At 47.9% G+C, this 12,136-nt stretch carries 16 protein-coding genes; 3 read left to right on the top strand and 13 right to left on the bottom strand.

Annotated features, from left to right (window positions below):
- Nucleotides 1-37 precede the first annotated feature (37 nt).
- From KDX31_03870 to KDX31_03845, 6 genes are all read right to left on the bottom strand, one after another.
- The gene (locus KDX31_03870) at nt 38-391 is read right to left on the bottom strand and encodes a YkgJ family cysteine cluster protein (protein ID UTW04164.1); all 354 of its coding nucleotides are present in this window, start codon (nt 389-391) and stop codon (nt 38-40) included.
- A 170-nt stretch (nt 392-561) separates the two neighbouring features.
- Nucleotides 562-1,026, bottom strand: a complete 465-nt coding sequence (locus tag KDX31_03865; protein UTW04163.1) for a GNAT family N-acetyltransferase — start codon at nt 1,024-1,026, stop codon at nt 562-564.
- 548 nt (nt 1,027-1,574) lie between these two features.
- Nucleotides 1,575-2,426, bottom strand: a complete 852-nt coding sequence (locus KDX31_03860) for a GNAT family N-acetyltransferase (GenBank protein UTW04162.1) — start codon at nt 2,424-2,426, stop codon at nt 1,575-1,577.
- A 211-nt stretch (nt 2,427-2,637) separates the two neighbouring features.
- Nucleotides 2,638-2,997: a GFA family protein gene (locus KDX31_03855; GenBank protein UTW04161.1), complete on the bottom strand. Its 360-nt coding sequence runs from the start codon at nt 2,995-2,997 to the stop codon at nt 2,638-2,640.
- 199 nt (nt 2,998-3,196) lie between these two features.
- A complete protein-coding gene (locus KDX31_03850; GenBank protein UTW04160.1) occupies nt 3,197-4,336 on the bottom strand; it encodes a metallophosphoesterase in 1,140 nt (379 codons plus the stop codon).
- Nucleotides 4,337-4,510: 174 nt separating this feature from the next.
- Nucleotides 4,511-5,380 carry a LysR family transcriptional regulator gene (locus KDX31_03845; protein ID UTW04159.1) on the bottom strand — a complete coding sequence of 290 codons (870 nt, stop codon included), beginning with the start codon at nt 5,378-5,380 and terminating at the stop codon, nt 4,511-4,513.
- A 114-nt stretch (nt 5,381-5,494) separates the two neighbouring features.
- Between KDX31_03845 and KDX31_03840 the strand changes: the two genes are divergently transcribed.
- Together KDX31_03840 and KDX31_03835 are read left to right on the top strand one after the other, a co-directional pair.
- Nucleotides 5,495-5,935: a DoxX family protein gene (locus KDX31_03840; GenBank protein UTW04158.1), complete on the top strand. Its 441-nt coding sequence runs from the start codon at nt 5,495-5,497 to the stop codon at nt 5,933-5,935.
- Nucleotides 5,932-6,615, top strand: coding sequence for a glutathione S-transferase family protein (locus tag KDX31_03835; GenBank protein UTW04157.1), 684 nt, complete (start codon nt 5,932-5,934; stop codon nt 6,613-6,615). Before KDX31_03840 ends, KDX31_03835 begins: the two co-directional genes overlap by 4 nt.
- A gap of 70 nt (nt 6,616-6,685) precedes the next feature.
- On the opposite strand, the gene KDX31_03830 is transcribed toward KDX31_03835, so the two are convergent.
- From KDX31_03830 to KDX31_03805, 6 genes are all read right to left on the bottom strand, one after another.
- Complete coding sequence (locus KDX31_03830; protein UTW04156.1) at nt 6,686-7,126, bottom strand: SRPBCC domain-containing protein; 441 nt, start codon at nt 7,124-7,126, stop codon at nt 6,686-6,688.
- Nucleotides 7,127-7,225: 99 nt separating this feature from the next.
- Entirely contained in the window at nt 7,226-7,594 is a 369-nt protein-coding gene (locus KDX31_03825) for a DUF3703 domain-containing protein (GenBank protein UTW04155.1), read from the bottom strand.
- 301 nt (nt 7,595-7,895) lie between these two features.
- On the bottom strand, nt 7,896-8,384 hold the full coding sequence (locus tag KDX31_03820; GenBank protein ID UTW04154.1) for a hypothetical protein: 489 nt from the start codon (nt 8,382-8,384) through the stop codon (nt 7,896-7,898).
- Complete coding sequence (locus KDX31_03815; GenBank protein ID UTW04153.1) at nt 8,377-8,994, bottom strand: pyridoxamine 5'-phosphate oxidase family protein; 618 nt, start codon at nt 8,992-8,994, stop codon at nt 8,377-8,379. Before KDX31_03815 ends, KDX31_03820 begins: the two co-directional genes overlap by 8 nt.
- A gap of 29 nt (nt 8,995-9,023) precedes the next feature.
- On the bottom strand, nt 9,024-9,488 hold the full coding sequence (locus tag KDX31_03810) for a nuclear transport factor 2 family protein (protein UTW04152.1): 465 nt from the start codon (nt 9,486-9,488) through the stop codon (nt 9,024-9,026).
- Between the two features lie 54 nt (nt 9,489-9,542).
- A complete protein-coding gene (locus KDX31_03805) occupies nt 9,543-10,091 on the bottom strand; it encodes a carboxymuconolactone decarboxylase family protein (protein UTW04151.1) in 549 nt (182 codons plus the stop codon).
- Between the two features lie 132 nt (nt 10,092-10,223).
- On the opposite strand from KDX31_03805, the gene KDX31_03800 reads away from it, so the two are divergent.
- Nucleotides 10,224-11,129, top strand: a complete 906-nt coding sequence (locus KDX31_03800; GenBank protein ID UTW04150.1) for a LysR family transcriptional regulator — start codon at nt 10,224-10,226, stop codon at nt 11,127-11,129.
- A 347-nt stretch (nt 11,130-11,476) separates the two neighbouring features.
- On the opposite strand, the gene KDX31_03795 is transcribed toward KDX31_03800, so the two are convergent.
- The gene (locus KDX31_03795) at nt 11,477-12,094 is read right to left on the bottom strand and encodes a class I SAM-dependent methyltransferase (GenBank protein UTW04149.1); all 618 of its coding nucleotides are present in this window, start codon (nt 12,092-12,094) and stop codon (nt 11,477-11,479) included.
- Nucleotides 12,095-12,136: the final 42 nt, after the last annotated feature.

Here is a 12,136-nt window from a genome sequence, read left to right as displayed (position 1 = left end):
TGCCCCCTGTACATCAGCAACGCAGGGTCGCGATAACTTACACTAACACTTGCCGCGTGTTAGCGATGTAGTGATGAATCTGACCCTCAATGTCGGAGTCAATCATCACGTCCGGGCGTTTACCATTCGGGCAGGGCATATTAGGTGTGGTGCCAAACAATCGGCAGATCAACGGACGTTCGGCATACACCGTACAACCATCAGGCCCCAGATGGACGCAGGTAAAGTCCTCTAATTTTGCCTGATGCTCAGCCTCAGTTTTCACCGGTAGCCGTGACATCTCTTCCGAAGAAGTGGTTACCGGGCCACAACAATCATGGCAGCCGGGCACACACTCAAACGATGGAATGTTCTCCCGCAGTCGCGCAATTATATCTCGGTTAGTGTACATACAATCCCATCTGCTTCACGGTTCGCTTGCATTATTGTTTTATACCCAATTTACCAGAATGACAGCGCTTCAAATTAACAGAGAGCCATAACATTCTTTTATAACAAAACCTTATATTCAAAATATAAACAGCCGACTATATTTTTCACCATTTAAAATCATTATATGAATCATAGTTTTAGTTCCATATAGATACTCAAAGGATCATATTGATAACTGCCATACTCTTGTCGCTCTTGAAAACCAACTTTTTTATATAAGCTTAACGCTTCAGGCTGTCTGATACCGGCTTCAAGGCGAATCACAGGTAATTGAGATTTTCTTGCATGTGCAATCAACGCTTGCATAATAACTTTAGAAACGCCCTGACCACGGTATTTTGATTTGACATAAACTCGCTTCAACTCACCATAAACACCATCATTGTTTTTATAAACTAAGGCACCACAGCCGAGAATATCCTGATTGTTTTTCACACCTATAAAATGTACATTTTTCTCTTTAAGTTCCTCAATTGATAGTAGCTGGTTACTTTCCTGTGGGTAGAGAGCGTTCATTAACCCATCAATATCTTCAATGATCTCTCTGACATTTTTTGCTGCAGGGTCCAGTTCTATAACTTCCATATCGTTCACGCTTCTTGTTCACCTGACAAAGCCTTCGATTTTGACATAAAAATCCATCTACCGCAGTATTCCCCAGCTTTCCCGGCATTACACGGAGTAAAAACCTATCATATTATCTTCCGTTTCTTTCGCGAGGCAGATGAACCCGTGTTCACCAATAGACATTTTCCCCTTCACAATACTGCCGCCGTTTTTGATAACCTGGGAAGCTTCCTCAGCGCAGTCCTCACACGCAAAATAGAACAGTGTGCCACCACTAACCTTCCATTTTGACGAGCATGCCACAGGCTCCGTAGGTGGCCATAGAATCGTCCTTATCTGCGGGAAAGCTCCACATTTTCATATCCATGTCCTCTATTGGAGCAGGCATTTTTCCAGTTTGACGTTGAACACCGCTTCATAGAGCGCTTTAGCGCGATCCACCTCCTGGACCTAGATTTCAAACCATACAACGGGACTACTTTTCATGGATTTGTCCTTTAACCTGAAGCTAAGCATAGCTTCACCGCGGGCGGTGAAATTACCGTAACAGCATTTTACTAACCACCCAGCCTCTCTCACCCGATCTCAAAAGATGTCACACCAAAAAGGCGCTGTATTGGAAGATCAGGAAAATCGCCCGTATACATTCTGGCCGTTTCAAATGAGGCACTCATATTATTGCCCTCAGCCAATGCAACCGCTGCCGGATTAATATCGGGTGTATCAAGGAAAATCGTTTCCGATGAACGTGTTGTGGATTTTAAGGCCAGAAAAAGAGATTCGGCCAATTCTGGATTGTCCGCATAGAGAGGGCCAATTTTATAACCATTGCGGCATTTACGTATGACACCATAGCCCGCCAGCTGGCCATTCTGCAGGATGCCCAGCGCATGACTCTCAGGCTGGGTAATCCATGACTGGGCAAACTGCGACCTGTTAGCAGGGAAAAATGGCTGATCGTATTGATCAATGGTTTCAAAAGGTAATGTGGCGAGTTCTACAATCTCAGCGTTTTGGGGGTGCGTGCCGCCACCAACCCCTTCGTAGCGGATATTGCGATAGGCAAGCTTAAAACCAGACTTGATGTAGTTTTCTTGCTGGGTCACCACACCATCAAGACCGATGTTAACGCCTTCAAGATATTTAAGCCCCGCGTTCCAGATTTGAATCCCATAGCCTTTGCCACGGTGCTCGGGTTTGACAATGTAGAATCCAATAAAGCCAAAAGACTCTCCATATTTGATCGCAGAAATCGTGGCAATGGGTTCGTCACCCAGCAGCCCGATGAGAAAGCCATTCGAATCAGCGGAGTAATAGCAGTCAGCATCATGCAGGCCGGGATTCCAACCCTCTTTTACTGCCCATTCAATGGCAATATCTATTTCCTTTCGATCCATTGTTTTGATGGTGTAGTTTCTATCTTGCATAGGATCCTCCTGAAAATTTCATCACTGTTTGGCGGCTAAACTTAAGCAGCCGATCATTTAACGGTGTCGGATATAGGCTTTACCGGTACTGCATTGCAGAGTTCTGCCATGCACAAGCATCAGTTTTATATTAGCTCCGAGGCGATGCATCGGTGTTAAATATTTATTCAGGAAAACCGCTAAAACTCTCAGCTTGTAACCCCGGCTTTAATCAACACGCTTCTTCAGCTGTAAAGATATTGGCTTGCGGCTGTATATTGGGTAACTGATTTAATGAACCCGCAGGAACAATTAATGAGGATCTGGCTTTGTTTACAAACGGGACGGCAGAGCCACACGTTTTGCAAAATGACTTGGAGAGCTCTCGTGAAGGGTGTTCATAACGGGTGATCTGGTTTCGGCCACAAAGCCACTCGATGTTATCCCGATCTGTGAAAATGTTGGAGGCAAATGCAGGGCCGGTTAGTTGTTGACACTCCCGACAATGGCATTGGTAAAAAGCCTTAAAGTTATCTGCAACGGAGAACTTTACGTTACCGCACAGGCATTCGCCCGTTAATGTATTGCTCATACCCCGTGTACTCCTGATTGTTAACGCAAAACTAAACGGCCATCAGATTGCTGCGTCCTTGCTTGTGCGCCTGATGAAAAGTGAACGGACTCCTGGCCCTGGTTCTATTTTTTATAAAACTAAATAAATCATAATTGTTTCACGGCCCCCAAATTCCATCGCAGCTGAACTGACTACAGAGAACACGGGATATCGATCCTTAGTCCCCTCCCCCAGCGACGGAAAAGAAGATTTCCGGCAAAGGTTTTGCAGCCGGTTGAGCGCTCGTGGCGTCATACGGTGTCGGTGCCGGTCGGGTGTAGGAGACAACCCCAACCGTGTTGTCATCGTAGATATTCACCCGGGTAAAGCCAAAGTAGGCCCCGCCAGCAGGATTCCAGTTGCTCTCCAGCTGACTGCCGCCATTGCCGGCGATCACCTGAGTTACGTTTTGCTTCGGCCCGAGCTTGTCAGTGTAGAGCCATTCATGGGCATGGGCGGCGAAGTATCCGGCGAATTTCTCTGAGTTGCTGAACAGCGTCAGCAGCGTGTTGCCCAGCGTATAAGGAGCGGTGTCATATACCACATCGTGCGGCCCCGGGTTATCGAGCACCAGTGGCTTATGGGCCAGCACCACGATCCTTTTAATCTGTGGATTCTGTTCCGCCCTGGCGAAATCCTTCTCCACCCAGTGCAGCGGAACCCAACTCGCCACCGTTTTGCCCGGCAGGCTCGGGTTGGGAACGGTCGACAGAGAATCGGTATTCAACATCAGGTAGTGAACACCGCTGCTCAGATCATCGAAGGAGTAAGTCTGGGTCTGGTTGTTGTCTTCTTCCAGCAGGTCACTTTTCAGCTCCGCCGCTCCCGAGGGACCATTGTCCGCCTTGGCAAGATCATGGGTATTCAGCCAGTTCACCCACGCGGACAGGTTGGCCGCGTCCGGATATTCCACGTAACTGCCATCGCTGACCTGCGTTGACGCATCGGCCTCATGGTTACCCACAATCGGTAGCAGCTCGATACCGCTCGTGGCGAACCGGGTTTCATCCACAAGTGGTTTCCAGGCATCCAGCTCAGCTGACAGAGTCTTGCCGCCATCGGCCTGCATTCCCAACACCATATCGCCGACAAAGAAGAAGTAATCAGGCTTCACCGGTAGCGCCGCAATATCGGCAAGGGTCTGCTGCAACTGCGCCACATTGGCCGTACTCGGTGCCGCGTCGGTCGCTCCGAAACCGACCCGGTTGCAGCCGACATAAACGAAATTGGCGATCAACTCCCGCGCACCGGCGGTTATAGGGGTGATCCACAGTGCGACCAGGATGGAGAGGATAAAAACCGAACGGATTCGATGCATGTTATTTCCTTATTCATGCGGCGGAGTAACGTGTTTCCTGCCTATTGGTTTGTGAGGCACTATTGATTTGTGGGGCCCAGGCCATTTAACGCAGCGCTCTGCGGCAAGTCTGTAGCATAACGGAAAATGTGTCCGGCAACAGTGCCCTAGAGTTCTTCCGATGGTCAACTTGGTTTAGGTAAGCCATTCCTGCGAAAAGGCCTTGGTTAAATACTGCATAACCAGTTTTATTCTTTCAACATTACGTAGATCCGGGTGAGTTAACAACCATAGGTTACTGGGATTATTCTCCTGAACACCAAACAATCTTGTTATCTCTGGACGGAGTTGATCATCAGGTAAAAGTGCCAACCCCTGGCCCGACTCTACAAAGTAGGACATCGCGGTCAAATCATCACAACGAGCGATGATTTGATGCGCAAAGTGCTTATCTAACCAGGTGAATGCTGGCAGACGACAGATGGCTCCTGTCGCACCAATTAAAGAATGACTTATCAACTCACTCGTATCTCTGGGTAAACCAAATGTATCTTCATAACGCTTGCTGCCATAGACACTCCAATGAAGGGTGCTTACTTTTTTTCCAATCAAATGCTCTGGCGGTGAAGGTGTCGCTCGCACCGCAATATCAGCTTGACGGTTAGACATATTGAATTCTTGATTACTCACCAACAACTCAATATGTATCTCAGGATAAAGGATATTAAATTCAGAAATGTAACGAGGCAAATAACGATAAGCGATGTTGTTGGGTGCGGTGATCTTCACGATCCCCCTGGGCTGAAAATCTTTGCCAACAATGTGACGGCTGATACCATCAAAAGAGTTTTCAATATTTTGTGCAAGCTCCAGCAGCTCATGTCCCAATGTTGTCAATTCGTAGCGGTTATTTATACGTTCAAACAGCTGACCACCTATTTCTTCCTCAAAGGCATTCAAGCGCCTGAAAATGGTTGAGTGATTAACGACAAGTTCATTGGCCGCCCCGGATAAAGTTCCCCGACGGGCGATAGACAGAAAGACCTTCAATGAATTCCAATCCATACAACTCCCCATGTATTGCAATTTTGCAATATTACTTTGCGAATTTAGCTAATTTACCACTATTACCGCAAACAGCATAATACACAGACACTTACCTAAAGGGAGATAACCACAATGAACCTCATACTCAATCCCGCTATCGGTGCATCTATCTTAAGAGCTTCGCTTGGTATCGTACTTATGGCACATAGCCTCTATCTAAAAATGATCGTATATACCTTAGCGGGCACCGCACAGTTTTTTGCCTCAATCGGGTTACCGGAGATACTCGCCTATATTGTTTTTTTTGTGGAAGCCATTGCTGGTGTGGCTCTTGTGCTGGGTTTTAAAACAAGGCTTTTCTCTGCGCTCGTAATACCCATTTTACTTGGCGCTACCTGGGTGCACTCAACCAATGGATGGCTTTTCAGTAACACGGAAGGAGGTTGGGAATACCCTCTACTGCTTACCATTATGGCGGTGGCACAATTTGGTGTGGGTGACGGGAAATATTCTATCAGTGCATATTTTCAATCAAAAAAATCACCCTGCAACAGATTGGAAATCCACTCATGAAACAACACAGTTTTCATCTCATTAGCCACGCATTGTGTCCATATGTGCAACGTGCAATTATCACGTTGAAAGAGAAGCGTATCCGCTACACCAGAAGCGATATTGATCTTGCCAAAAAACCGGCGTGGTGTGAGCAAACATCCCCTCTGGGAAAGGTTCCTATTCTAGTAGTTGATGATAACCGCACCCTCTTTGAATCAGCGGTCATTTGCGAGTATCTGGATGAAGTGACATCCGGTTCCCTGCACTCAACGGATAGTTTTGAGAAAGCGTATCATCGATCGTGGATAGAGATGAGCGCTGGAATTCTGAACAACATCGCCAGCCTTTACAACGCAAAAGACAGAACAGCTTTTCAAACAAGCCATACTGACATAAAACGGAAATTTCAACTTATTGAAAAGGCGATCTGCGGTGTTCCATTTTTTTCAGGAGAAAAGTTTCACCTGATAGATGCTACCTATGGGCCAGTTTTTCGATATTTTGACGTGTTCGACAGCTTCACTGATTTGAATACTTTTGTTGATTTACCTAAGTGTCAGATATGGCGTAACGCATTGAGACAACGGAAATCTATTCAGCAGGCTGTTTCAGAAGATTACCCGGACCTTTTGATACAATTTTTAATACGTCGGAATAGCTATATCTCACAGCTTATTCCGATTGAAGGCAGCCAGTAACCAGAAAATATAACGTCCATGCTCAGTGGGTTGCGTAGAGTTCGCGAAGCGACTCCATCAGGACTTCTTGTTATGCATTGGAAACTTCACTGAGCACTTGTGTCAGACGATCAATGTTCTGTTCGTTTGCTGAACCAACCCTCTGTTTGACGGCTTGCGCCGTTTCGGCATCTTCAAAAACTTGCTCCCAAACCAAGTGCGTACCGTCACTGACAGGAGTGAGCTGCACAGTAAGCCTGAAGTTTGGAGGGCAATCATGATGGATGACAATTTTGCTATCTGGCACAATTTCTTCGAAGCAGCTTTCATTGGGATAGTGACTCCCGTCAGGGCCGTGCATGATGAACGTCCAGCGCCCCCCCTCAGTGAACTCAAAAATTTCGAAGCTGTTGGAAAAGCCTTCAGGCCCCCACCATAAAGCCAACAGCTCAGCCGACGCAAAAGCGCCATATATTTCTTGGGGTGTATATGGCAAATCTCTGGAAGTGCGCAGTGTTCTCGCTTCGATCATAACCGTGACTCCGAAGTAAGCTGGTTTAGTACAGCATAGCGTTTTACTCACTTGGCAAAGACCAACTCCAGCGAGTAATTTTTCCGGCGGCGTAATTTTTTACACCCCGGACTTAGCTTTTTGAATCAATATAGCTAACTCAGGCTTAATTGGCATTTTCTTAAATGGGCTGACGTTGGAACCACCCGTATTGCCTTGTGGTACCAGCCCAAATACTGTTTTAGACGCAGCACCAAAAATCCGAAAAATCTGACCTGACACTTCCCGGGCTGAGCGATTACGCATAGCCCACACCAGCATTAAGACATGAACTTTAACGTGCCAATAGGTTGATTCCTGCCCTAGCACATGCGCCCGTTCCAAATGGCTAAATTCTTTTTGTGTCTCACCCACTAACCTAGCCCGCTTAGCCTCGGCTAGCTCTGCCTCAACATAATAAGCCACTCGTTGTGAAAACGTATTTTGCATAAAAAATTCCTCACAGAGGTATATCGGCAAGCTAAGCGGCGCGCGTCCTTGCTTGAGCCTAATATTATGCCAGTTCATACTCAAACTCACAGACATGCTGACCATCTTTAATATTGATTGTCATTTTTCCGTTTAAGCCCTGTCACTGGGTTATATTTTGAATATTCTACCCACCCGGCTTGCCGATGAGTAAATCATTCCGAAATATCTCCTATCTCATTCAGCATCCCAATTGAATAGCCTTCCTGGTGATGCAGCAAAAAAAGATCGGCCCCTGTTTCCTTTATCACGTTATTGAGCGTTATTCATCACTATTCAGTGCTAGAGTGGCTGCACGATGAATAATACGCGCATCGTTCAAAGCGCGATGTGCACGATGCCCTTTAGCTTGTGACAACTCATCAAAGCAGGCGACGAAAGTGCTCGCTTTGTTACCGACCAGAAGCGTATTGAGATCCACTACATAAAATTTTTGTTCAATACCCGCCGCTTCAAACAGGCGACTCATCCAGAAGCTGTCCCAGTCTTCGTGATCGGAATACACTATTTTAGACGCCAATAGGTTGTTAAGCTCCTTTGCGACCACATCGACCGGCCGGCCCTTGTCGTAGAGGTCCTGACGCGAAAGCCCGTGCAACGCTTCTGATCGTAGGTTCCAGTGTACCCAGGACTCTTCAGGCAGAATAAGTGTTTGATACGCCTGCTCGCCGTTAACCAGGCCAATCTCAATCGGGTAACTAACGGGACTCAGTCCACTGGCTTCGATGTCCAAAATCCATAAATCACTCATCTGCCGCACCTTTCAGAAGACGCACTTGCTCTTCCAGTTCTGCGATCCGCTGATCACGCTGCTGCAACAGTTCTTCAACATCCTCCCGATCAATCCGTTGCGGAATATGTTGTGGACAGTTCTGATCCCAGGCATCAATGGTAAAAATTACTACTTGCTCCGGTCGTGCCTTGTATAGATCCCGGCTGGGCATCAGTTCAGTCAAAAGCGCTGGCTGATCCTCTACCACTTTTGCGCTTCCCCAGATTTTGACTCGAGTCCTGTTGGCGTAATCCATTAAGAAGATAAACGCCCTGGGGTTATCGGTTAAATTTCCCTGAGTAATAAACTGCTTGTTTCCCTGATAGTCTGCAAAAGCGAGGGTTTGCCTGTCGATAACCTTCAGAAAACCCGGCGGACCACCACGATGCTGGATATAAGGCTGACCCTCAGCATTAACGGTCGCCAGATAGAAACTTCTCTGTGCAGCGATAAAGCCCGCCAGCTCGGGGGTAATTTCACTTTGCCACCCGCCGTTTTCTTCCATTCGGGCATAAATATCCCTGGACCCCTTTCTCGACTGAATTGCCTTTACACTCTCGGTAAAGGCGATATCGCTTGTATAGGTCAACTTTACATACCTCTTTCTCCAGGGCACCTCTACAGGCCCAGATCGCTCAGGCCGGGATGATCATCAGGGCGACGCCCAAGCGGCCAGTGAAATTTTCGTTCCTCAACACTGATCGTATGCTCATTGATGCTGGCGATCCGTTGTCTCATCAGGCCGTTGTCGTCGAACTCCCAGTTTTCATTGCCATAGGCACGAAACCACTGTCCGGAGTCATCATGAAATTCATAGGCAAAACGAACGGCAATTCGATTCCCCGTGTATGCCCACAGTTCTTTGATAAGCCGGTAGTCAAGCTCACGGCTCCACTTGCGTGTCAGCAGCTGCACTATGGCTTCGCGTCCTGCCACAAACTCAGCCCGATTGCGCCACAGGCAGTTCTCGGTATAGGCCAGCGCTACCTTCTGGGGATCGCGGCCGTTCCAGCCGTCTTCAGCGAGCCGGATTTTTTCGATGGCCGCTGCTTCGTCAAAAGGCGGCAGAGGGGGTCTGGACATATTGCATCCTCCTATAAGGGTAAAGGGTGGCGAAAACGCCACCCATACACTGACTCAAGCCGCCAGTGCATCGACAACCGGAAAGTCGATTTCGGTACCCAGCACTTCGTTAACGTAGTTAGTCAGGGTGTTCAGTGCAACATGGCCCACGATCTCCACGATCTCTGCGTCGCTATAGCCGGCAGCACGCACAATCTCGAAGTCACGATCAGATACCTTGCCGCGGTTGTTCACAATGTTGACGGCGAAGTTCACCGCTATTGCGGCTTTTTCGTCACCGGAGGTACCCCGGCGATTAGCTTCAATTTCAGCGGCGCTCAGCCCGGCCAGATTAGAACCAAGATACTGATGTGCAGCGAGGCAGTAGTTGCAGCCATTGACCTCGGCAACAGCAAGGGCAATACGCTCACGGGTCCGGACATCCAGTGAACCGTTACCGAGTGCACCATTCAGACCGAGGTAGCCCTCCAGCGTCTGCGGGCTGTTGGCAACAATGCGAAACAGGTTGGGAACACTGCCCAGAAGAGTATTGACCGCTTCAAGTGCTCCTCTGGAGGCTTCCGGTGCAGCCATAACAGATGCCGGAGTAGGTATACGAGACATGATTAGCTCCTAAATATTATCGGATTGGAGAGCCCAGCATACAATTAACATAAACAAAGATAATTAGACTGAAATTTAATTATCTATTACTGTTAATGAAATAATGTAGCTAATGAATCTGTGTGGTATTGAATGGATAAACTTGAAGCGATGCGGGTTTTCATCGAGGTGGCGGAATGTCAGAGTTTCGTTGCCGCCAGCCGCAAGCTGGATCTGTCGGCCCCGGCGGTAACCCGATCTGTCGCTCAGCTTGAGAAGGTCCTGGGTGTGCGGCTGTTCAACAGAACCACCCGTCATGTCCGCCTTACGGATTCGGGTACCCGTTTTTTTGAAGACGCCAAACGGATTTTAGAAGATGTCGAACAGGCTGTGGCTACCGCCTCCGGAAGCTACGCCGAACCCAAAGGAGTGTTATCGGTGACGGCCCCGGTATTGTTTGGTCAGATACATATCGCACCGATTCTGACGGAATATTTGCAGCAGAATCCATCGGTAACCGTAAGAGCAGTTTTCTACGATCGCATCAGTAATATACTCGATGAGGGTTTGGACGTGGCTATCCGGATTGGTCACCTTAAGGATTCAAGTATCTATGCCACACCCGTCGGAAGCGTTCAGCGGCTGGTATGCGCTGCACCCATCTATTTGAAAAAACATGGCATACCCAACCACCCTTCCGAGCTCAAAGAGCATGAAATCATTCAGGCCTCAACCGTTGAACCGTCAACGACGTGGCAATTTGAATCATCCACAGGCAAGGAGTCCGTAAAAGTTGCCCCCCGCCTGCACTGCTCCCAGAATGGAGCGGCAATTACAGCGGCTAAACAAGGGTTTGGAATCACCCGGCTTATGTCCTATCAGGTGGGCGAGGAATTAAAAAACGGTTCCCTGACGCGCATACTCGAAGACTACGAAAGCAAACCACTGCCGGTCAGCATTGTTCATCTCGAAGGGCGACAAGCCAACGCCAAGATCCGATCGTTTATCGACCTTGCGATTGATCGACTAAGGGCCAATCCCTATATAGGCCACGATTAAGCAGGTCACGTGGTGGATATTTGAGGTCAGCGATATTGGGGTCTGTTTAGAGTCAGAATAACAACTGAAGCTTTCATTTTCAGGCACTGGGCCTCGCTTCAAGACAATCACGCCTCGACCTGATAATGACTCGATCCCTTCTTTAAATCGCTCATTGCCAGTCAACGCCTCTATGAACTATTACACTGCCCCCAAATATCCGGGTTTCCTTCTCTGCTGCAGGGGGCAGATCATCTATTTTGCAGTTCTGCCCCAGGGCTGACGTTTAGCCGCTAAGCGGCGGAAAAGCAGTCCCTACCCCGAAGAGGCGATAACAGCCGGTTGTTAGTCTGAACCCCACTTATTGATCAGACTTTCCTGGCGACTATGAAGACCGATTCATGGCTAGCCTGCCATTCCCGTTCAATCGTAAAACCTGCTTTCAATAATTTGGAAATCAGCTGACGCTTCGTAAAGCGGCTGACATAAGGCGCTAAACCAAGCAACTGCATGCCAGAGATCAGCCACCGAAAAGCTAAATTGATTTCTGCTATTAGCGACGTGCTTGACACAAATACACCCTCATTTTTTAGAAGTTGATGTACTTTTACTATCGCGCCATCGACATCTTCCAAAAGATGTAACACATTCAGTCCCAAGACAGCGTCAAAACTTTCATTTTTGAATTGTAGACTGTCGAGTGTTCCCTGCTGAAAAACAATGTTCTTTACGCCGGCTTCGACCGCTTTTCTCTGAGCCGCTTCGATCATCTTGTCAGATATATCCGTAGCAACAACCTGTGCCACATGAGGCGCATGAAAAATTGCGGTGGCACCACTGCCGCAGCCGAACTCCAGCACCTTGTAATCCGGCCTCAGGAAGGCCTGGGTAATTGCCAGCTTCTTCTGATACGCAGCTTCGTCTTTAATGGGACTCTTAATATACTTTTCAGCTGCTTTATCCCAAAATGTCTTTGAATCTTTCATGACTCATATATTCCAGTATGGTCGCGGAAAGCTAACGCCAGC

Source organism: Amphritea atlantica (assembly GCA_024397875.1).
In the GTDB taxonomy this organism is placed as follows: domain Bacteria; phylum Pseudomonadota; class Gammaproteobacteria; order Pseudomonadales; family Balneatricaceae; genus Amphritea; species Amphritea atlantica_B.
The sequence above is the reverse complement of the archived record's forward strand: the minus strand, read 5'-3'. Positions and strand labels throughout refer to the sequence as shown.

Excerpts from the sequence above, each read along its gene's own strand:
- KDX31_03870 (UTW04164.1), bottom strand. The coding sequence starts at position 391 with ATGTACACTAACCGAGATATAATTGCGCGACTGCGGGAGAACATTCCA.
- KDX31_03860 (UTW04162.1), bottom strand. The coding sequence starts at position 2,426 with ATGCAAGATAGAAACTACACCATCAAAACAATGGATCGAAAGGAAATA.
- KDX31_03855 (UTW04161.1), bottom strand. The coding sequence starts at position 2,997 with ATGAGCAATACATTAACGGGCGAATGCCTGTGCGGTAACGTAAAGTTC.
- KDX31_03850 (UTW04160.1), bottom strand. The coding sequence starts at position 4,336 with ATGCATCGAATCCGTTCGGTTTTTATCCTCTCCATCCTGGTCGCACTG.
- KDX31_03845 (UTW04159.1), bottom strand. The coding sequence starts at position 5,380 with ATGGATTGGAATTCATTGAAGGTCTTTCTGTCTATCGCCCGTCGGGGA.
- KDX31_03840 (UTW04158.1), top strand. The coding sequence starts at position 5,495 with ATGAACCTCATACTCAATCCCGCTATCGGTGCATCTATCTTAAGAGCT.
- KDX31_03835 (UTW04157.1), top strand. The coding sequence starts at position 5,932 with ATGAAACAACACAGTTTTCATCTCATTAGCCACGCATTGTGTCCATAT.
- KDX31_03830 (UTW04156.1), bottom strand. The coding sequence starts at position 7,126 with ATGATCGAAGCGAGAACACTGCGCACTTCCAGAGATTTGCCATATACA.
- KDX31_03825 (UTW04155.1), bottom strand. The coding sequence starts at position 7,594 with ATGCAAAATACGTTTTCACAACGAGTGGCTTATTATGTTGAGGCAGAG.
- KDX31_03820 (UTW04154.1), bottom strand. The coding sequence starts at position 8,384 with ATGAGTGATTTATGGATTTTGGACATCGAAGCCAGTGGACTGAGTCCC.
- KDX31_03810 (UTW04152.1), bottom strand. The coding sequence starts at position 9,488 with ATGTCCAGACCCCCTCTGCCGCCTTTTGACGAAGCAGCGGCCATCGAA.
- KDX31_03805 (UTW04151.1), bottom strand. The coding sequence starts at position 10,091 with ATGTCTCGTATACCTACTCCGGCATCTGTTATGGCTGCACCGGAAGCC.
- KDX31_03800 (UTW04150.1), top strand. The coding sequence starts at position 10,224 with ATGGATAAACTTGAAGCGATGCGGGTTTTCATCGAGGTGGCGGAATGT.
- KDX31_03795 (UTW04149.1), bottom strand. The coding sequence starts at position 12,094 with ATGAAAGATTCAAAGACATTTTGGGATAAAGCAGCTGAAAAGTATATT.